This is a genomic window from Hyphomonas sp. NPDC076881, from assembly GCF_050269995.1.
GTDB lineage: Bacteria > Pseudomonadota > Alphaproteobacteria > Caulobacterales > Hyphomonadaceae > Hyphomonas.
The window spans coordinates 176,603-197,327 of sequence record NZ_JBNNJJ010000006.1 but is presented as its reverse complement, the minus strand read 5'-3'; the positions used below and the strand labels follow the sequence as shown (position 1 = coordinate 197,327).

16 protein-coding genes and 1 pseudogene are annotated in these 20,725 nt (G+C 63.2%); 13 read left to right on the top strand and 4 right to left on the bottom strand.

All coding sequences use genetic code 11. From position 1 onward, the window contains the following. Positions 1-208 precede the first annotated feature (208 nt). On the top strand, positions 209-2,545 hold the full coding sequence (locus ACQKI2_RS08825) for a TonB-dependent receptor (RefSeq protein ID WP_427379319.1): 2,337 nt from the start codon (positions 209-211) through the stop codon (positions 2,543-2,545). A gap of 148 nt (positions 2,546-2,693) precedes the next feature. Here the strand turns inward: ACQKI2_RS08825 and ACQKI2_RS08820 are convergent, their stop codons facing one another. Both ACQKI2_RS08820 and ACQKI2_RS08815 read right to left on the bottom strand, forming a co-directional pair. Then, positions 2,694-3,230, bottom strand: a complete 537-nt coding sequence (locus ACQKI2_RS08820; RefSeq protein WP_427379317.1) for a TetR/AcrR family transcriptional regulator — start codon at positions 3,228-3,230, stop codon at positions 2,694-2,696. 3 nt (positions 3,231-3,233) lie between these two features. Next, a pseudogene (locus tag ACQKI2_RS08815) lies at positions 3,234-3,353 on the bottom strand (TetR/AcrR family transcriptional regulator); the annotation flags it as partial. A 209-nt stretch (positions 3,354-3,562) separates the two neighbouring features. Between ACQKI2_RS08815 and ACQKI2_RS08810 the strand changes: the two are divergent. Together ACQKI2_RS08810 and ACQKI2_RS08805 are read left to right on the top strand one after the other, a co-directional pair. Then, positions 3,563-4,438, top strand: coding sequence for an alpha/beta fold hydrolase (locus ACQKI2_RS08810; RefSeq protein ID WP_427379315.1), 876 nt, complete (start codon positions 3,563-3,565; stop codon positions 4,436-4,438). Further along, positions 4,435-5,721, top strand: a complete 1,287-nt coding sequence (locus tag ACQKI2_RS08805; RefSeq protein ID WP_427379314.1) for a spinster family MFS transporter — start codon at positions 4,435-4,437, stop codon at positions 5,719-5,721. The genes ACQKI2_RS08810 and ACQKI2_RS08805 overlap by 4 nt, the downstream gene beginning before the upstream one ends. 3 nt (positions 5,722-5,724) lie before the next feature. On the opposite strand, the gene ACQKI2_RS08800 is transcribed toward ACQKI2_RS08805, so the two are convergent. Further along, a complete protein-coding gene (locus ACQKI2_RS08800) occupies positions 5,725-6,552 on the bottom strand; it encodes an ABC transporter permease (RefSeq protein WP_427379313.1) in 828 nt (275 codons plus the stop codon). Positions 6,553-6,801: 249 nt separating this feature from the next. On the opposite strand from ACQKI2_RS08800, the gene ACQKI2_RS08795 reads away from it, so the two are divergent. Continuing rightward, a complete protein-coding gene (locus ACQKI2_RS08795; protein WP_427379312.1) occupies positions 6,802-7,350 on the top strand; it encodes a GcrA family cell cycle regulator in 549 nt (182 codons plus the stop codon). Between the two features lie 90 nt (positions 7,351-7,440). On the opposite strand, the gene ACQKI2_RS08790 is transcribed toward ACQKI2_RS08795, so the two are convergent. Continuing rightward, positions 7,441-8,826 (bottom strand): sensor histidine kinase, encoded by a 1,386-nt coding sequence (locus ACQKI2_RS08790; protein WP_427379311.1) that lies wholly within the window; start codon positions 8,824-8,826, stop codon positions 7,441-7,443. A gap of 213 nt (positions 8,827-9,039) precedes the next feature. Here ACQKI2_RS08790 and ACQKI2_RS08785 point away from each other — a divergent pair, with 213 nt between their 5' ends. The 9 genes from ACQKI2_RS08785 to ACQKI2_RS08745 all read left to right on the top strand — a co-directional run bounded on the left by ACQKI2_RS08785 (position 9,040) and on the right by ACQKI2_RS08745 (position 20,710). Further along, the gene (locus ACQKI2_RS08785) at positions 9,040-10,509 is read left to right on the top strand and encodes an efflux transporter outer membrane subunit (RefSeq protein WP_427379310.1); all 1,470 of its coding nucleotides are present in this window, start codon (positions 9,040-9,042) and stop codon (positions 10,507-10,509) included. Positions 10,510-10,514: 5 nt separating this feature from the next. Then, positions 10,515-11,780, top strand: coding sequence for an efflux RND transporter periplasmic adaptor subunit (locus ACQKI2_RS08780; protein ID WP_427379309.1), 1,266 nt, complete (start codon positions 10,515-10,517; stop codon positions 11,778-11,780). Next, entirely contained in the window at positions 11,777-14,998 is a 3,222-nt protein-coding gene (locus ACQKI2_RS08775; RefSeq protein WP_427379308.1) for an efflux RND transporter permease subunit, read from the top strand. The genes ACQKI2_RS08780 and ACQKI2_RS08775 overlap by 4 nt, the downstream gene beginning before the upstream one ends. A gap of 90 nt (positions 14,999-15,088) precedes the next feature. After that, on the top strand, positions 15,089-17,299 hold the full coding sequence (locus tag ACQKI2_RS08770; RefSeq protein WP_427379307.1) for a M13 family metallopeptidase: 2,211 nt from the start codon (positions 15,089-15,091) through the stop codon (positions 17,297-17,299). Positions 17,300-17,422: 123 nt separating this feature from the next. Beyond that, positions 17,423-17,752, top strand: a complete 330-nt coding sequence (locus tag ACQKI2_RS08765; protein WP_427379306.1) for a PilZ domain-containing protein — start codon at positions 17,423-17,425, stop codon at positions 17,750-17,752. Between the two features lie 103 nt (positions 17,753-17,855). Further along, a complete protein-coding gene (locus ACQKI2_RS08760; RefSeq protein WP_427379305.1) occupies positions 17,856-18,449 on the top strand; it encodes a glutathione peroxidase in 594 nt (197 codons plus the stop codon). Between the two features lie 102 nt (positions 18,450-18,551). Further along, positions 18,552-19,733 carry a thiolase family protein gene (locus ACQKI2_RS08755; protein ID WP_427379304.1) on the top strand — a complete coding sequence of 394 codons (1,182 nt, stop codon included), beginning with the start codon at positions 18,552-18,554 and terminating at the stop codon, positions 19,731-19,733. A gap of 79 nt (positions 19,734-19,812) precedes the next feature. Then, positions 19,813-20,109, top strand: coding sequence for an SEC-C metal-binding domain-containing protein (locus ACQKI2_RS08750; protein WP_157532902.1), 297 nt, complete (start codon positions 19,813-19,815; stop codon positions 20,107-20,109). Further along, the gene (locus ACQKI2_RS08745) at positions 20,087-20,710 is read left to right on the top strand and encodes a hypothetical protein (protein WP_427379303.1); all 624 of its coding nucleotides are present in this window, start codon (positions 20,087-20,089) and stop codon (positions 20,708-20,710) included. Before ACQKI2_RS08750 ends, ACQKI2_RS08745 begins: the two co-directional genes overlap by 23 nt. Positions 20,711-20,725 lie beyond the last annotated feature (15 nt).

Here is a 20,725-nt window from a genome sequence, read left to right as displayed (position 1 = left end):
GGCCTCCCCCCGTTGACGCCCCGATAGAGCTTTCCGCCCATCCTTTGGAGTTTCCGTTGGAGTTTTTCCGCGCCCGCCGCCGCGCGCGGGGCCGGAGTGTTGCACCCGGAACACATTGACAGGCCGCGCCGGCCCTGTCATTTCAACACTTGTTGAAAATCAACGCTTGTTGAAAAAAAGCTCGATAACGGGCATACGGGAGGACAATATGGCCGTAAAATTCAATCGATTCATGGCATTGGCTATGTGCGCCACGGCGCTCACGCCGGTTGCCGCCTATGCTCAGGAGACGCCGGAAGAGACCGCCGCTTCGGACGAGCGCCGCTTCGGCGCCATCGTCGTCACCGCCCAGCGCCGCGAGGAAAACCTCCTCGACGTGCCGCTCTCGGTCTCCGCCTTCAGCGGCGACCTGCTCGCCGATCTCGGCGTCCAGACGATGGATGAGGTCGCCAAGATCTCGCCCAACGTCACCCTGGAAGTCTCGCGCGGCACCAACAACACGATCTCCGCCTTCATCCGCGGCGTGGGCCAGCAGGACCCCGTTTCGGGATTTGAGGCGGGCGTCGGCATCTATGTCGATGACGTCTATCTCAACCGTCCGCAGGGCGCGGTTCTGGAGGTCTATGACGTTGAAAGGATTGAAGTTCTGCGCGGGCCACAGGGCACGCTCTATGGCCGCAACACGATCGGCGGCGCGGTGAAATATGTCACCAAGGGGCTGAGTTCGGACCCGGCCTTCAAGGCGCGCGGCGTGCTGGGCACCTATGGGCAGAAGGATGTGGTGGCGTCCGGCTCGGTGCCGCTGGCAGAGACCTTCCGCATCGGCGGCGGCGTTGGCATCTTCACCCGCGACGGCTTCGGCGAAAACCTGATCACCGGCGAAGAAAACTACAACAAAGACGTCCTCTCCGCCCGCCTCTCCGCAGAATGGGATGTCACGGACTCCTTCCAGCTGCGCCTCGCGGGCGACTATATGAATGACGAGTCGAATGCCCGCCAGGGGCATCGTCTGATCCCGGATCTTTTCCCGCCGTCTACCTATCCCGTGCTGGGCGATGTCTATGACAACCGCGCCGGTCTGGATGTGGTGGAGCAGAAGGTGGAAGTCTATGGCGGATCGCTCGTGGCCGAATATGAGGTCAATGAGAATATCACGCTGAAGAACATCCTCGCCTACCGCGAAGATGAAGGCACGAGCCCGATCGACTTCGATGCCCTGCCCGAGGCAGATGTCGATGTTCCCGGCATTTACACCAATGATCAGCTGTCGAACGAATTTCAGGTTCTGTATTCCAGCGACCGCCTGAACGGCATCGTCGGCGCCTATTATCTGGATGCAAATTCCTCGACCGTGTTTGACGTGCTTCTCGGCACCACGGGCGCGCTGCTCAGCCTGCCGGGCCTGAACGCCCAGACCTTTGGCGAAGTCAGCACCGAAACCTGGTCAATCTTTGCCGATTTCACCTATGATCTGACCGATCAGTTCGCCATCTCGCTTGGCGGGCGGTATACAGAAGACAAGCGGTCTTCGATCGTCCTGCGCCGCACCTATGTGGGCGGCTTCTCCCCCTTCTTCGGCGGGCCCGGCGTGCCGATCGCCACAACATCAAACTTTGACGGCTCTGCCAAGTTTGACGATTTCAGCCCCCGCGTCTCGCTGACCTACAAGCCGGTTGAGAACCACACTCTGTACACGACCTATTCTCAGGGATTCAAGGGCGGCTCGTTCGACCCGCGTGGCCAGACGACCGCCGCGCCCGATCTCGATCAGGATGGCACGGTCTCTCCGGAGGAAGTGTTCGCCTTCATGCAGTTCGAACCCGAAGAGGTCGACAGCTACGAAATCGGCTGGAAAGCAAGCACCTTTGAGGGCCGCCTGCAGACGAGCCTCGCCGGCTTCTTCATGGATTACCAGAACGTCCAGATCCCCGGCTCGGTCGGCATCGACACCAACGGCGACGGCGTCAACGACACGTTCACCGGCGTGACCACCAACGCCGCCTCGGCCGATCTCTGGGGTGTGGAGTTCGAAGGCACGGCCGTTCTCGGCGAAGAGATGTTCAACGAGTCCGATATGCTCACCTCGGCCCTGTCGGTTGGCTACATCAATGCGGAATTCAACGAATTCATCGACGCCTTCGGCAATGACGTGGCAGACCAGCGCGTGTTCCAGAACACGCCGGAATGGACGGGCAGCCTCCGCCTGACCTATGACACGCCCTTCCACATCCTGCAGAAGCCGGGCCGCCTGACCCTCAACACGCTCGCCTCCTATCGCAGCAAGTCGAGCCAGTTTGAAGTTCGCAGCCCGCTGGACCAGGAAGCCTACACGCTGGTTGATCTTGGCCTTCGCTGGAAACCGGATGACAGCCGCTGGGGCTTCACCTTCACCGGCAAGAACCTGACGGACGAGCGTTACAAGGTCGCCGGATACAACTTCATCAACCCGGTTACCGGCGCGCCGACGCTGGGCCTGGAAGGCGTACTGAATGCCTATTACGGCGATCCGCGCACCTTCAGCATCGGTGTGGATTACGAGTTCTAGGTCTGGAGCGTTTCCTCCCGGCTGTGTCTCACGGGGACATTGAGACACAGCCATTCCAGACCTACCTACAGGGCGGTGCCTCACGGCGCCGCCCTTTTTTTCCTTATACGGATGAGATTGCCGCCCCCCCCCTGTGGCAGGCGCGGTTTTAGCCGCGCTTTGCGGCGCGGCGCTTGGGCGCCGGAGGGGTGAGGGCGGCGGGCGCCGCGCGGCGGGCCGCTTCAAATCCCCCGGTGATGAAATACACCATATGCTCGCAGGCATCGGCGAGGTCATCAGACCGGCACACACCGCCGGAAAGATGGTCGATACGGCCCGTCTGGGCGAGCGCCAGGGTCAGCGCGCCAGAGAAACACTGATAGCCCCAATAGAGGTCTTTCTCGTCCATTCCCGGAAGCGAGAGGCGCAGCGCGTCCAGAAACTGGCGGATCAGCGGATCGAAATGCTCCGCCATCAGCCGGCCGCCCCAGCCGGGCGAGTTGTTCACATAGGCCACGAGGGCGTAGTAGTTCTTCCAGCCCTGATCTTCCAGATGCGGCCCGGTCAGCATTGGCTCCAGATAGGCCCGGATGATCGCCTCGACCGTGGGCGGTTGCGGGCGCGCTGCTTCGATGGCGGCTTTCAGCGCCTCTTCGCGCCAAAGGTTCACGATCTGCGCCCGGCGAATGAAAACCGTGTCGAACAACTGCTTCTTCGGGCCGAAATAATAGTTTGGCAGGGCAAGGTCGACCCCCGCCCGCTTGGCAATTGTCCGCAGGGTGACGCCATCGAAACCATGGGCACTGAACTCGGCTTCGGCCGCATCCAGGATGGCGGTCCGGCGATCTGCTTTCGGCGGCGGCGTCTTGATGCGTGCGGTCAGGGTGTTCCTCCTCAGGCCTTGTCCCCTTCAGGGTATGGGCCAGAAAGCCTGCTTGTCAAAGCGGCCCATTGCGCTTGCCTTTGTGCAGGGTTTGCGTCTATTTTTCAACATCTGTTGAAACGGAACATCAGCTTCCGTAGGGGGAGACAAGGCGTATGCTGCCAGAGGGCACCGATATCACCTGGACATCGCAGGATGGCCTGGCGCTCTACGCCAGATCCTATGGCCCGGAAGACGCCCGCCTCACCGTGCTCTGCATCCATGGGCTGACGCGCAATCATCAGGATTTCGAGCCGATGATCGCCGCCCTGCCCGGCCATTATCGCTATATCGCGGTGGACGTGCGCGGGCGCGGGAAATCCGCCTATGATCCGAATACAGACAATTACCAGCCGCCCGTCTATGCAAGGGACATGCTGGCCCTGCTCGACACGCTCGGCATAAAGCGCGCCGCCCTGATCGGCACATCCATGGGCGGGCTGATCTCGCTGCTCATGGCGCGGGCCGCGCCGGGGCGCGTGGCGGGCATCGTGCTGAATGATATCGGCCCGGCAGTGGAGAAAGCCGGCATTGCGCGGATCGCCTCCTATGCCGGCAAGGTCGCCCCCGTCACCGATTGGGAGAGCGCGGCGGCCGCCGTGAAAACACTTCAGGGCGCCGCCTTTCCGGACATGACCGACGAGCGCTGGATGGATTTTGCCCGGCGAACCTATAAGGAGCTGCCGACACGCCAGGTCGTCCCCGCCTATGATCCCGGAATTGCCAGCTCGCTCGGCAAGGTAAAGCCCGGCGTCTTCACCAGTTTCCTGATGTGGCGCCTATTCGGCGCGGCAAGAAAGGCGCCCCTGCTGATCGTCCGTGGAGAGATTTCCGACATTCTGTCGGCAGAGACCGCAGAAAAGATGGCGAAGCGGCATCCTGATGCCACCCTCGCCACCGTGCCAAGGGTGGGCCATGCCCCGATCCTGGACGAACCCCCGGCCGTTTCCGCCCTCGCTGCCTTCCTCAACCGTCTGGAGACTGCGGCATGACCAGCCCTGCCCTGCCGCACGCCGCTCCGAAGATTTCCGGCCGCGCCTGGATCCTTGCGGTCCTCACCCTGACCTACACATTCAACCATGTGGACCGGCAGATCCTTGTGATCCTGCTGGAGCCGATCAAGACAGAGCTGGGCCTGCGCGACAGCCAGCTGGGCATGCTCTCCGGCCTGGCTTTCGCTGCCTTTTATGCCACGCTCGGCATTCCGGTGGCGATGTGGGCAGACCGGGGCAACCGGCGCAATATCATCGCCATAGCCCTCGGCCTCTGGTCTGCCATGACGGCGCTTTCAGGCCTCGCCCAGAATTACTGGCATCTGCTGCTGGCGCGCATGGGCGTCGGCGTGGGCGAAGCGGGCGGCACGCCCCCGGCAACCTCGATGATCGCAGATCTCTATCCCCCGCAGGAGCGCGCCACCGCGCTGGGCATCTACACCTCGGGCATAGGCATCGGCATCATGGCGGGCTTTGCCATCGGCGGTTATGTGAACGAGCTTTTTGGCTGGCGGGTTGCCTTCTTCGTGGCGGGCATTCCCGGATTGATCCTTGCCCTGATCGTCCGCTTCGGCATCCGCGAACCGGTGCGCGGTCTGGCAGATCAGCGCACGGATGACGGCCCGGCGCCCTCTCTGGGAGAAACGCTGAAATTCATCTTCAGCCAGTCCTCCTATCTCTGGCTGATGGCGGGCTGCCTGCTGATCTGCGTTTCGGCAAACGCCTTTCTTGTCTTCACCTCCAGCCATCTTCAGCGCACCTATGGTCTTTCCCCTGGCCAGGTCTCGCTGCCGCTCGGCATCCTGATCGGCGGGGTGGGCAGTGTCGGGGCCATTGTGCTCGGCCGGGTCTGCGATACGCTGTCGAAGAAGGATTTGCGCTGGCGCCCGCTGATCATCGCGCTGTGCGCCGCCATTGCCCTGCCCTTCGCCTGGATGTTCCTGCGCGCGCCGACAGTTGAGATGGCCTATGTCTGGAACATCGTGCCGAGCTTCATCGGCCTCATCTATGCCAGCGTTGCCTATACGGCCTCGCAGGAGCTGGTGAAGCTCAGGATGCGGTCCTTTGCGTCGGCGTTCATGCTGTTCTGCCTGACGCTGATCGGCATCGGCTGCGGGCCATGGATTGCCGGGGTGCTGTCAGATCATTTTGCGGGCGCGGGCGCCGCCCAGCCGCTCGCCCGGTCGCTGGAGATCATCCTGCTCTTCAACGCCTCCAGCATCGTCTGCCTGCTCATGGCAACGCGCAGCTACCGGAAGGACGCCGCCAGGGCCGCGCTCTAGCCGTCAGGCCTTGAGCTTGTAGCCCTTGCGGAACAGCAGCCAGACCCAGACCATCGATGCCAGCGACAGGATGCCGGTATAGGCCACCCCCATCAGGATGGACCCGTTGGCCACGCCAAGATGCCCATAGCGATAGCCGTCGATCATGTAGAAGATCGGGTTGAAATGCGCGATGGTCTGGAACGGCTCGACCATCACCTTGATGTCGTAGAAGGTGCCCGACAGGAATGTCAGCGGCACGATCACGAAGTTGGTCACTGCGGCCAGATGGTCGAACTTGTCCGCCCAGATGCCGCCATAGGCGCCAAGCGCCCCCAGAATGATGGCCGAGGTGAGGGTAAACCACAGGATCGGCCAGACATGCGCCACCGAAAGATTGGCCAGCCCCGACAGCTGGATCGCAATGGCGGAGATCGCCGCCACGACGAGGCCGCGCGTCACCGCCCCGCCCAGGAACGCGATCGTCAGCTCCAGCGGCGAGAGCGGCGGCATCAGGAAGTCCACATGCGTGGAATTGAACTTGGCCTGCAGCAGGCTTGAACTCGTATTGGCGAAGGCGTTCTGCAGGATCGCCATCATGATCAGGCCGGGCGCCAGGAAGTCGTTATAGTTCAGCCCCTCGAAATCGCCCGTCAGCCGGCCACGATCCCCGAACGCCAGCTTGAACACCGTCATGAACAGCAGCGTGGTCACCACCGGGGCGAATACGGTCTGCATCCAGACTTTCAGGAAGCGGCCAACCTCCCTTTTGTAAAGTGTCCACAGGCCAAGGCCGTTGAAGGCGCCATATTGGCGAAGGCGAGATTGCGAAGTGCCGGGAATCGTATCCATGCAAGGCAAATAGGCGATGCGCGCGGGTTGCGCGAGGGGTGCCCCTCGACTTTTCCGGCCCGCCTGCCTGTGGAATCCTTAACACAACATATAGAAACTCTGTGGAAAGCGCGGGGCCCATGTTGTGTTTCATTTCGGTCCTGATACGATATCTAGGTGTCGAGAGGGGCGGCGTTTACCAGCCGTCACAACATCTAGTGGGTTTGGGCTCAGTGTGGGGTTCAGCCCAAAGCGGGAGACCTGCAAGCCATGTCATGGACTGATGAACGGGTAACAGTGCTCAAGAAGCTGTGGGCCGAAGGCCATTCGGCTTCTCAGATCGCCAAACAATTGGGTGGGGTGACCCGCAATGCCGTGATCGGCAAGGTTCACCGCCTTGGCCTGTCGGGCCGCGCGACCCCCTCGCGCCCTGTGAAGCGCCCGCCGCGCCTGGCGCGTCCGAAGCCCCGTTTCGTGGTCGAGGCGGCCAGCCCCGCCGCTGCAGCGCCTGCAGCAGCGCCGGCCGCAAAAACACTCCCCGGCCTGACCGATGTTCCGGCCACCCCGCAGCGCGCCACCGCCCTTGCCCCGCTGCCGCCCCTGCCGATGGCAGACGGCACCCCGGCCACCATCCTCACCCTGCGCGACTCCATGTGCAAATGGCCGATCGGCGACCCCGCCGACCCGAAATTTGCCTTCTGCGGACGCAAGGCAGACTGCGGACCCTATTGCGCTGAGCATGCAGCCGTTGCATTCCAGCCTGCGAGAAAGCGCGAAGGTCGCAAAGAATACGACTACGTCCGGCGCATTGCGGGCTGACAAGCCCAGCATTCCATCTCGCCAGACGGAAGGAAGCCCCCGGTGCCCCCCGCCCCGGGGGCTTTACCGTTCAGGGACAATCTCGATCAGCTAGGCGCCCTGGTTTTCCCGCGCAGCCGGCAACCAGACGCCAAACGCCGTGCCCTGCCCCATCACCGTCTCCACCGCCAGCCCGCCGCGATGGTGGGCCATGATGTGCTTGACGATGGCAAGGCCAAGCCCCGTCCCGGTGATCTTGCCGCCCCGGCTCTGATCGGCGCGGTAGAACCGCTCGCCAAGGCGCGGCAGGTGTTCCCGCTCAATGCCCGGCCCCTGATCCTCCACCCGCATCCAGACCGTCGGCTCATTGATGGCCACGCGGTTGGAGGTCTGCAGCAGCGTCATCCGCTCGCTGTCCGGCCAGACCTGCGCCACCTCGGTCCGCGCGGCGAACGCATCGGCCGCCACGCCGCACCGGATCGTCACCTTGTGCCCGCCTTTGGAATATTTGATCGCGTTCGAGACGAGGTTTTCCACCACCTGGATGAGCTCATCCCGATTGGCGGTCACCGCCGGCAGAGCTTCGGGCTCGTCAAACACCAGTTCCACCCCCTTCTCGCTCGCCAGCGGCTGCAGGGCATCCACCGAATTCATGACGATATCGCCGAAATGCTCCCGCGCCGTCGGCTGCACATGTTCGGCGCTCTCGATCCGCGAAAGGGACAGGAGATCCGCAATCAGGCGGCTCATCCGCTCTGTTTCCCCCGCCATGATGCTGAGAAAGCGGTCCCAGGAGTCCTTATCCTCCCGGGCCGGGCCGCGCATCGTCTCGATGAAACCGGAAATGGCGGTCAGCGGCGTGCGCAGCTCATGGCTGGCATTGGCCAGGAAATCGGCGCGCGCACGCGCGGCACGTTTGACCGGGGTGAGGTCTTCCAGCACCACCATCAGGTTCCCGCTCACCGGAATGGGATGAATGTGCGCGCGCCACTGCTCCTCCGGGCCGATTTCCATCTCGATTTCGGCAGAGCCCAGCCCCGCCGCATTGAAACAGGTCTCGATGGCAGCCAGCAAAGCCGGCGCGCGGATAATGGCGCTGGCGCGTGGCGGCGCAGACCGCCGCTGGCCGAGCCGCAGGAAAACTGCGGCTGGCTGGTTGAAAGACGTGATCCTCTGCTCCTCCCGGCTGACCTCGAAAGCCGGAAGCGGAAGGGCGGATAGAAAGTCGGCAATGGCCATCCCCTCGCGCCGGGACGCTTCGAGCGGCTTGGCGGGCACGGGCACCTGCATCGCGGCAGAACCGACATAATAAGCCGCCGCGATGGCCCCGATAACGAACATGGCCGTCAGCGCCTCGATCAGCCCGAGGGAGCCCGTAAGCGCCAGGATCAGCATCACCGTTCCGGTCGTCAGGACCAGGACTGCGAAGTCCCGCGTCCGGCGCGTCATCGACTGCCGGGAAGGCTGTAAACCGTCTGTTTCAGATCCATCGTTCATAAATGCGCCACCTGTAGCATCGAATCCTATCCGGTCATTCGAGTGGCGGCTACCGCGCCCATAACCGGAAGCCAAGATCGGCAAATCTGTAGGTCCAAGCGGCCAGTTGATGAGCAAGGACAAAAAGTTATTGAAAATCGATAATTTATCATTGACGCTCGGCAAGGACGAGCGTATCGCAACCCCAAGGCAGCCCGGAGCGCCGGAAACCGCATGAAAAATTCTTTCCTTCTTATGGGCACGGCCATGCTTGCGGCATGCGCCACTTCCCCGAGCGCCGTGGAGCGTCTGTCCACCGACCGGGAAGCCCTGTTCGCCACCGCGCCAGACGCGCCCGCCCAATGGGCCGCGCGCGGCGTTGCCGGTGTAGCAGAGACGGGTAACTGGCTCGACCAGTTCAACGACCCCGCAATGAATGATCTTGTGGCAGAAGCTGTTGCCGCAAACCCCACGCTTGAATCCCGCGCCGCCAGCCTGCGGGCGTCTGCTGCGCTTGCCCGCAGCGCGCGGGGCGCGCGGTGGCCCTCCCTCTCCGCCACCGGCAGCTTTGGCGGCACCTCGACCGGCGTGGCCCTTCCTGGCGGCGGAACAGACCGCATCAATGGCGAAAGCTATGGCCTCGGCCTCAATGCCAGCTGGGAGTTCGACCTCTGGGGACGGATTTCCAATGGCATCGCGCAGGCCGACGCCGAGTATGCCGCCACAGCGGCCGACCTTGCCGCGTCAGAACTCTCGGTTGCCGGCCAGACCGCCATTGCCTGGATCAACCTGAATGAAGCCCTCGCGCAGGAGCGCATCGCCGTTCTCACCTATGAAGCGCGCCAGCGCGTGGTGGACCTCACAGAGCCGCGTGTGCGCGCCGGTATTTACGGGCCGCTGGAACTGCGCACGGCGCGCAGCGCGCTTGCCCAGGCCGAAGCCTCTATCGCCGCGCAGCGTCAATTCTCCACCCAGACCACCCGTAGCCTGGAAGTGCTGCTTGGCCGCTACCCTTCGGCTGAGCTGACCGCCCCGGCCGTCATTCCCGAATTGCCGCCGATGGATGTGGTGGGCAATCCCGCCTTCCTCCTGTCACGCCGCCCGGACATTGCTGCGCTGGAGGCCCGGATCGTCAGTGCTGGCCTGCGCGCTGAAGAAGCCCGCCTCGCGCTACTGCCCAGCCTCAGCCTCACAGGCTCGGCGGGCACAAGCGAGACCGATATTTCCGACGCGCTCGATCCCTCGCTGATCGCCGCCCGCCTGATCGGCAGCATCACGCAGCCGATCTTCAGCGGCGGCCGTCTGAATGCCCAGCGCCTGGCGGCCATCGCGCAGGCCGAAGCGGCTGTCGCCAATTATGCCAGCGCGGTGCTGGACGCCTGGCGCGAGGTCGAGAATGCTCTGACGGCTGACATCCTGATCGCCCGTCAGGAAGAGGCCCAGACGCGCGCGCTGGAAGAAGCCCGCTTCGCCGAGGAAATCGCCGAGCGCCAGTATTCCAGCGGTACGGTGAACATCTTCAACCTGATCGACGCACAAACACGCCGGCTGACTGCAGAAAGCCAGCTGGTATCGGCGCGGGCAGACCGCGCCCGCAACCGCATCAACTATCATCTCGCCCTGGGTGGCGGGGTTCCGGGAATGGAACTCGCTTCCGAGGAAGACCTGTTTGACACTGACGCCGCCGAAAGCGGCAGGAGATAGACGCCATGGGACGCCTGATCGCCATCATCGCACCAATTGCCATCCTGCTTGTGCTGGGGGTGGGAGGCGTCGTTGCCGTCACGGCGATGAAGCCGGAGCCGGAGAAGAATGACGAGCCCAGACCCGGCCTCAACGTCTTTGCCGAACAGGTCAAATCCGGCTCCCTGACGATCACCGTCGAAGCGCAGGGCGAAGTGCGCCCCAAGCGTGAGATCATCGTTGCCCCGCAGATTTCCGGGCGCATCACCTATGTGTCACCCGATTTTGTCGATGGCGGTTTCATCAAGCGTGGCCAGGTGCTCGTCCGTGTCGAGCCGGCTGACTATGAGCTTGCTGTCGTCCGTGCCCGGTCGGTTGTCGCCAGCGCCGAGCAGGGCCTTGCCCGCGAGATAGCGGAAGCAGAACTGGCGCAGAAGGATCTGACCGACCTTGGCCTGTCGGACGCCTCCCCGCTCGCCCGCCGCGAACCGCAGCTGGCTGAAGCCCGCGCAGCCCTTGAATCGGCCAAGGCCCAGCTTGCCGAGGCTGAACTCAGCCTTGGGCGGACCGCCGTGATCGCCCCCTTCGATGGCCGCGTGCGGGAACGTTCGGCCGACATTGGCCAGTTCGTCTCGCCGGGCCAGTCGCTGGGTAACATCTTCGCCACCGATGTGGTGGAAGTTGCCCTGCCCCTGAAGGATGCCGACCTTGGCCAGCTTGGCCTGCCGATTGCGTTTTCCTCGACGGCCCAGACCCCCGGCCCCCGCGTCGAATTCTCCGCTGTCGTTGGCGGCCAGCCGCGCACCTGGATCGGCGAAGTCGTACGCACCGGCGCGGCCATCAACTCGCAGACACGCCAGATCAATGTCTTTGCCGAGCTGAAAGACCCGTTCGGCGAAGGCGCTGATGACGGCGCGCCAATGGCGCCCGGCCTGTTCGTCAACGCCCGTATCGAAGGCGCAAAGCTGGACAATGTCCTGATCGCGCCGCGCGCCGCGCTGCGGGGCGACAACCGCCTGTTCATCGGCGACGCGAAAACTGGAAAGCTCTCCATCCGCCCCGTGGATGTGGCCTATTCCGATCGCACCGGCGCGTATCTGCGCTCCGGCGTGGAGCCCGGCGAACTCGCCGTCACCAGCCCCATCCAGGCGGCATTCGACGGCATGAGCATCACCGTGCTCGAGCGCCTGCCTGACGGGACGGTGAAGGTGCATGGCCAGAAGAAAAAGGCCGATACCGAAGCGCTCGCTGATGCCGGCACCCAGGAAGGCGGCGAGGGGAGCGCGCAATGAACGGCCTGGTCGCCTGGTTTACCCGTAACGCGGTTGCCGCCAACCTGCTGATGATCATCGCCTTTGCCGGCGGCGTGTTCGGCTACAGCGCGATGGAGCGGGAAATGTTCCCGGTCGTGAAGGTTTCCGGGGCCTCGGTCTCGGTTGCCTGGAACGGCGCCTCCCCGCGTGACATCGAAGAACAGATCGTTGCCCGTATCGAGGAAGCCGTCGCCAGCATCAACGGCCTCGACCGGATTACCTCGATCGCCACCGAAGGCTCCGGCGTGGTCAACATCCGCGGCCGGGATGACATCGACATGGATGTCTTCCTCGACGAGATCAAGATCCGCGTCGATCAGATCAACAACCTTCCGCAGGCGGCCTATCGCCCGCAGGTGACCCGCTGGGAACAGCGCAACTCGTTCATGGGCATGGTGGTCCATGGCGACGTTGACCAGAAAACGCTCCGCCGCGTCGGCAAGAAGGTCCGCGACGACATTGCCCGCCTTCCCGGCGGGGAACTCGCCGTCATGCAGGGCACGATGGACGAGCAGATCAGCATCGAAGTGTCCGAAGAAGCGCTGCGCCGGTTCGGCCTGTCGCTGAACGATGTGGCCGCCGCTGTACGCAGCACCTCGCTCAACTCGTCGGGCGGGCGCATTGAATCCCCCGTGGGCGATGTTTCGCTGATGTCCCGCAACATCGCCGACTCGGCCGAGCAGTTCGGCGACATCGTCATCCGCCAGACCAGCAATGAAGGCACCGTCCGCGTCAGCGATGTCGCCACCGTCATCGACGGCCTCGTCAGCGACAAGCTCAGCACCACCTTCAACGGCCGCAACACCATCTTCGTGATGACACCTGAGCCCGATCAGATGGACATCCCGAGATACGCCAAGGGCTTCCGCGACTATATCGAGCGGGCCAATGATCCGGCCAACGGCATCCTGCCCGAAGGCATGAAGATCGATATCCTCTGGGACGATTCCAAAACCTTCGACGCGCGGATGGACCTGATCACCAATTCGGCGCTGCAGGGCGCCCTGCTGGTCATGCTCGTGCTGATCCTGTTCCTGCGTCCGGTCGTGGCCCTCTGGGTCACCGCGGGCATCGTCACCGCCTTTGCCGGCGCCGTCATGCTGATGCCCTTCTTCGGCGTCTCCTGGAACATCCTGTCCACCTTCGCCGTGCTGCTGGTGATCGGGGTCATCGTGGATGACGCCATCGTCATCGGCGAGAACATACACAGGGAGGTGGAATCCGGCCGGCGCGAAGGTCTCGACGCGGCCATTGCCGGTACACAGATGGTGATGAAGCCGGTGATCTTCGGCGTGCTGACGACCATCATCGCCTTCCTGCCCTGGGCCTTCATCACCGGCCCGACGCGCATGTTCACCCAGCAGATCAGCTTTGTCGTGGTCGCCGCCCTCACCTTCTCGATCATCGAGTCGATGCTGATCCTGCCCAACCACCTTTCGCACATGAAGAAGCAGGCCTTCGACGGCCGCACGGGCCGCTTCATGGCCATGCAGCGGCGCATCGCCGACAGTATGCTGTGGTTTGCCAACAACCTCTACAAGCCGGTGCTCGAACAGGCGATCCGCTTCCGCTACGCCACCGTCGCTTTCTTCTTCTCGCTGTTTGCCATTGCCGTGACGATGCAGTCCACCGGCATCGTGCCCTTCAAGTTCATGCCGGAAATCGAGGCCGACCTCATTCAGGTCAACATCGAGATGCCCGATGGCACACCGTATGAACGCCTGCTGCAGGTGCGCGATCAGCTTCAGAATGGTGTCGATGTTGCCAAGTCAGAGCTGTCCAAACAGTACCCGGACGTCAAGGAGGGGCTGATCCGCGATGCCTCGCTGATCGCTGCCGGCCGCCAGGTTCAGGCCTTCATCGGCCTCGTCCCGCCTGAGGAGCGCCCCGAAACCATCCGCTCCAAGGACATCGCCGAAACGCTGCGCGCCGCCACCGGCGAAATCCAGGACGCCGAAGCAATCGAGTTTGCCTTCACCTTCAACGAGGCTGACAATGGCGTGCAGTTCGCGCTCAGCCACCGTGAGCTCGACCGGCTCCGCGAGGCGGCCGACTATCTGAAAAACCACCTTGCCACCTATTCCGAAGCCTATGACATTTCGGACAACCTCTCCTCATCGGCCGAGGAAATCCGCGTCACGCTGAAGCCTGGCGCCGAAACACTGGGCATCTCCCTCAGCGATGTTTCCAGCCAGGTGGCGCAGGCCTATTACGGCATCGAAGCCCAGCGCAATCCGCGCGACGGCGAAGATGTGCGCGTCATGGTCCGCTTCCCGGAATCGGCGCGCCAGGATCTCGACAGTCTCGAAACGCTCCGTATCCGCACAGCCGATGGCCGGGAGATTCCGATCACGCAGGTCGCTGAATTCGAATTCGCGCCCGGCATCAACCGCATCGTCCGCCGCAACCGGGTGCGTTCGGTCACCATATCTGCCGAAATCTTCGGTGATGGCGGCCGGGGCCGGATCATGAGCGCGATGGAGCAGGATTTCTGGCCGGGCTTCCGCCAGCAATTCCCGGATGTGATCCGCGGCGAAGCGGGCGGGTATGAGCAGGAACAGCGCTTCTTTGCTGAAATCGGCCGCCTGCTGCTGATCGGTGTGGGAGCGATGTACATGCTGCTCGCCGTGGCTTTCCGGTCCTATTCCCAGCCGCTGCTGCTGATGATGGCCCTGCCCTTTGCCTATTGCGGCGCCATCTTCGGATTGGCCGTCAGCGGCGTGCCCATGGCCATGTTCGCCTTCTTCGGCATCGCGGCAGCCGCCGGCGTCGTCATCAACGACAACCTCGTGCTGATCGATTATGTGAACCGCAGGCGGGATGAAGGCGCCGGCGCCGTGCAGGCGCTGGTCGATGCCGGCGTTTCCCGCTTCCGGCCGATCCTTCTCACCTCGGTCACCACCTTCGTCGGCATCCTGCCCCTGATGGCAGAACGCTCCGTGCAGGCACAGTTCCTCCAGCCGATGATCGTATCGCTGGGCTATGCGGTTGCCTTTGCGCTGTTCGTGTCACTGCTGATGGTGCCCGCCCTCTACGCGGCCGGCGTGGAAGTCGGGCGCATCTTCCGCTGGACATGGGGCGGCAAGCCATATCGCCAGATCGGTGAAGGCTATACCGGCCATGTCACGCTGGATGAGGAGGCCCTTATGGGCACCAGCCAGGGCGGCCATGATGCGCCAGCCCACCCGGCAGAGTAGCCTCATATGCCACCCCTTGAATTGATCAGTAAGCCGATGGCCGGGCATCCCGGCCATCGGTCGTTTTTGCAAACAGTCGGAGGACCGGAAATGAAACGTTTGCTCCTTGGCGCGGCAGTCATCGCGCTCACCACCGCTTGCGCCACAGCGCCTGCATCGCCGCCGGAAGCCGGGCTTGTCCCGGCTGAAGCCCCGCCCGCCAGCCAGACAAGCGACGGAAAATATCCAACACCCGAGGGCCTTGTTCTCTCCGCGCCCGACACCTGGGGCGGCTGGGGCGTGGATCTCACCGCCTTCAACACCGGAGTGCGCCCCGGCGACGACTTCAACACCCATGCAAACGGCACCTGGATCGACACGATTGAAATCCCGCCGGATCGCTCGCGCTATGGCAATTTTGACCTGCTCCGCGAAAAATCCGAACAGCGCGTGCGCCTGATCATCGAAGATCTCGCCAAGGCCGGCCCGGCCCTCGATACGCCGGAAGGCAAGATCGGCGCCTATTACGCAGCCTATCTCGATATGGATGCGATCAATGCCGCCGGGCTGGAGCCGGTGAAACCCTATTTCGATCAGATCGACGCGATTGCCAGCATCGAGGATGTCAGCCGTCTGACGGCTACTGTCGGCTTTGCCTCGCCAATCAGCGGCTATGTGTTTGTCGATGACAAGGACCCGGAAACCTACATCTTCCAGATGGGCCTCAGCGGCCTCGGCCTTCCGGACCGGGACTATTATCTGAAGACCGACGAAAAATCCGCCGAGCAGCGCGCCAAATATGTCGATCTGCTGACAACCCTTCTCGGCAAGGCAGGTTATGCTGATCCGGCAGCGGCGGCCGCAGACGTCATGGCCTTCGAAACGGAGATGGCCAAGACCCACTGGGACCGGGCCCTGTCGCGCAATCCGGAGATCACCTACAATAAACTCTCGCGCAGTGAATTCTACGCCATGGCCGGCCCCTTCCCCGCCGCCATTGCGCTCGACACGATCGGCGTCGGCGAGCAGGATCATTTCCTCGTCGCGCAGGTTCCGCCGACACAGGAAGAGCTGGCAGAGGCCGGCATTTCGGTCGAAGACGCCACCAAGCTTGGCGGCGGCTTCCCGGCGATGTTCCGGCTGGCAAACGCAACGCCGCTCGACACCTGGAAAGCCTATCTGAAAGCCCATTTCCTGATCGATCATTCGGACGTCCTGCCCGATGAGATCGACCGTGAAGTCTTTGCCTTCTACGGCACCACCCTGCGCGGCCAGCCCCAGCAGCGTGAGCGCTGGAAGCGCGCGGTTTCCTCCACTGAAGGCGTGATGGGCGAGGCCATCGGCAAGGTATTCGTCGAACGCTACTTCCCGCCGGAGAATAAAGCCGCGATGGATGAACTCGTCGCCAACCTCCGCAAGGCGATGGCGGTCAACCTCGAAGAACTCACCTGGATGAGCGACCAGACCAAGGTGAAGGCTGAAGAAAAGCTCGACAGCTTCAACCCCAAGATCGGCTACCCCGACAAGTTCGAGACCTATGAGACCCTGGTGGTCACCTCCAACGCCCTCGACAATGCCATGGCGGCTGCCAAATGGGCGATGGACGATAATCTGTCCGACCTCGGAACAACGGTCGACAAGACGAAATGGTTCATGACCCCGCAAACGGTCAATGCCTATTACAACCCGGCCTTCAACGAGATCGTGTTCCCGGCCGCCATCCTGCAACCGCCCTTCTTCAACCTGTCTGCCGATCCGGCCGTGAACTATGGCGCGATCGGCGGGGTGATCGGCCATGAGATGGGCCACGGCTTTGACGACCAGGGCGCCAAATACGCCCCATCCGGCGCGCTCAGCAATTGGTGGACCCCGGAAGATCAGGGTGCCTTCCGCCAACTCGGCGACGCGCTGGTGGCGCAGTATAACGGCTATTGCCCGCTTGATGACGGGGCCACCTGCGTCAATGGCCGCCTGACCCTTGGCGAGAATATCGGCGACCTTGGCGGCCTCTCGATGGCCTACAAGGCTTACCAGCTCAGCCTGGATGCCGATGGTGACGGCGTGGTCAGCGCAGACGAGCAGGCCCCCGTCATCGATGGCCTCACCGGTGACCAGCGCTTCTTCCTCGGCTGGGCGCAGGTCTGGCGCTCGAAATACCGTGACGAAGCCAAGCGCCAGCAATTGCTGACCGATCCTCACTCCCCGCCGGAATACCGGATTAACGGCGTCGTGCGCAATCTCGACGAATGGTATGCCGCCTTCGGCGTCACCGAAGACGCGCCGCTTTACCTGCCGCCGGAACAGCGCGTCCGGATCTGGTAACAGCCGCAAAAGGGATTGACCGGGAGAATTTAACCCTCCCGGTCAATTCGCCTTTAACCCCCAAATTCCTAAGTTGCCGGCCAAGGGCCGTATTCCGGCATGGTTCTTGCTTAGGGATTGGGCATGTCTATTTTCACGCGCCTCTTGGGACACCGGAAAACCGGGACGGTTACCCCGTCGCGCATTCAAGATGTGACGTCTTCGCGGCGCAGCGAAGGCTATGCCCGCCCCCTGCGCGCGCATGTCTACCGGGAAGCCACCGTCACCCTGGAATCGGGCTACACCCGTAAGGGGATCGTGCTGGACTATTCCGACACAGGCCTGCGCATCCGCTTCCCCACCAATGAAACCATGCCCCGCTTCCTCTCTGTGAACGCCCGCACTGTCGGAATTTCCGGCCGCGCTCAGGTGGTCTGGCAGAAAGGCTCCGAGGTCGGCCTCAAGCTGATCTGAGCCGCCCGGCTTCTTCAAATCACAAGCATTTCATCTCGCATGGGGATGACGCGGCCTTTCAGCGGCCTATACTTCCTGTGGATTACCTTCAGGAGATGCGCCGATGCGCCTAGCAATGCTCGCCCTTGCCACCCCCATGCTGCTCGCAGCCTGCTCCGAAGCGACCGCCGGCCCCAAGGAGGACGCCCCCACCCCGCCCGCTGCCCAGGAGACCGGCATCGCCATGTCCGCCACCGAATTCACCAGCATCGACGGCAAACCGCTCAATCTCACCGCCCTCAATGCGAAGGCCATCCTGGTGGTCAACACCGCCTCGCGCTGCGGATACACGCCGCAATATGCCGGCCTTCAGGAACTCTACGAGGCGAACAAGGCGGACGGCCTCGTGATCGTCGGCGTCCCGTCCAATGATTTTGGCGGTCAGGAGCCCGGCAGCGAGGAGGACGTCAAATCCTTCTGCGAAATCAATTACGGCGTCACCTTCCCGCTGACCAAGAAATACGCCGTCACCGGCCCGGATCAGCACCCCTTCTACAAGGCCGCCGTCACCACGCTGGGCGAGCCGGCGCAGCCGAAATGGAACTTCCACAAGATCCTCGTCCGCGCCGATGGCACGCCAATCAAGGCCTACTCCTCCTCGGTAAAACCCGGCGACAAAGCCCTGGCGGCTGACATCGAAGCAGCTCTCGGCAGCTGACGCAGGCCGGGAACCGGCCTCCCCGGCCTTGACGAAACGGCATGTCCGGCGCCTATTCTCCCGCGCCGCACAAGAAACCATTCTCAGGAAGGAACGCGCCCCATGTCAGAGAAAGATCCGGTCGTCATCGTAGGTATGGCCCGCACGCCCATGGGCGGCCTGCTCGGCGAACTTGCCAGCTTCTCGGCCAATGAGCTTGGCGCTCATGCCGTGAAAGCCGCAACCGCCGAAGCCAAGCTTGGCGCTACGGAAGTTGACGAAATCATCATGGGCAACTGCCTGCCCGCCGGCCAGGGCCAGGCCCCGGCCCGCCAGGCGGCGATCAAGGCTGGCCTCGACAAAAAAACCGAAGCCACCACCATCAACAAGATGTGCGGCTCCGGCATGGAAGCCGTCGTCATGGGCCGCAACGCCCTGCTGGCGGGCGAAGCTACCGTCATCGTCGCCGGCGGCATGGAATCCATGACCAACGCGCCCCACCTCATCACCCTGCGCCAGGGCCACAAATACGGCGCCGCCTCCGCGCGCGACCATATGGCCACCGATGGCCTGGAAGACGCTTATGAAGGCGGCCCGATGGGCAACTTCGCCGACATGATCGCCCGCGAATACCAGTTCACGCGCGAGCAGCAGGACGCCTACGCCCTCGAAACGCTGAAGCGCGCTCAGGACGCCACCAAAGCCGGCAAGTTCAAGCGCGAGATTGCCCCCGTCACCGTGAAAACCCGCAAGGGCGAAACCGTGATCGACACCGACCAGCTTCCCCGCGAAGCGATGCCCGACAAGATCCCCAGCCTGAAGCCCGCCTTCAGCAAGGATGGCACGGTCACCGCCGCCAACGCCTCGGCCATCTCCGACGGCGCCGCCGCCCTGGTGCTGATGCGCGAATCCGAAGCGAAGAAACGCGGCCTCACGCCGATTGCCAAGATCGTCTCCGCCTCCAGCCATGCGCATGAGCCGGCCTATTTCACCACCGCCCCCGTCCCCGCCATACAGAAGGCCCTCAAGAAGGCCGGCTGGAAGGCCGAGGATGTGGACCTGTGGGAAGTCAACGAAGCCTTCGCGGTCGTCCCGATGATCGCGATGAAAGAGCTCGGCATCAGCCATGACAAGCTGAACGTGAATGGCGGCGCCTGCGCCATGGGCCACCCGATCGGCGCTTCCGGCGCCCGCGTGCTCATCACGCTGCTGGCAGCGATGGAAGACCGCGGCCTGAAAAAAGGCATGGCCTCCCTCTGCATCGGCGGCGGCGAAGGCATCGCCATGGCGGTCGAGCGGGTCTAGCGTTCAACCTGCCCTTGCGTTATGACGGCCTCCCACACAAACAGGGAGGTTGTCATGGCCCGCAAGATCAGATCATTTGATGAACTTCCGTCCTTTCGAGGTCTCCTCTAAACGCCGCAAGGGCTTCAACTCCGAAACCAGCGTAAAGCGCGGCGTACGGATCGTACACGGCGATAAGGAACTCGTCGAAAAACTCGGACGGAACGACCTTTGCCCCTGCGGTTCGGATCGCAGATTTCAGCAAGTGCTGCCTGAAATCAGGCCGCTTTCGATGGGGCAAACAGGAATGAATATTCCCGAGACTGACAGTTCCGGCATCAGCAGCCCTCCCAGATCTGGGAGGGCTGCGCGCCATGCCGCTCCAGAACCGGGCTGACCCGTTCGGGCATCTGCATGCCGTGCCCGAACGCGGCCTGTTCATGGGAAACCGGGGTGGCTGCTTCCACCGGGAAGACCGTACACTGAAAGCCCGGCAATGGGCCAGCCAGCGCTGGATCATCTGCCGGCTGGATTTCAAAGGCCGGCGCCGCACGCTGATGCGGCCCGGCCATTATACCGAACTCTTCTTTCTGGATGAGGCGACTGCTCTGGCGGGCGGCCACCGGCCCTGCTTCGAATGCCGCCGGCAGGAGGCGGAAGCTTTCCGGCAGGCCCTCATCCGCGCGGGCCGCCTGAAGCCGGGCGCCTCGATCTCTGAAGCCGATGCCCTCTCCGCCGGGGCGATGCAGCAGGTGCTCACCGGCCGCCGCGCGCGCGAGATCATCACCCCCGCCCAGCTTCCGGACGGCGCCATGTACGCCGTTGAAGGGAAAGCCTTTCTCATCCAGGCAGGCCGCGCCCGCGCCTGGTCCTTCAGCGGCTACGGCCCGGCCCTGCCGCTGCATGAGGCAGGCACAAGGTTAACGCCAGAAATCATCTGCGCAGCAATAAATTCCGGCTATGAAGTCTCTTTACATACCTCTATCGGTAGTGTGTGAGCGAAGGGGCACAAC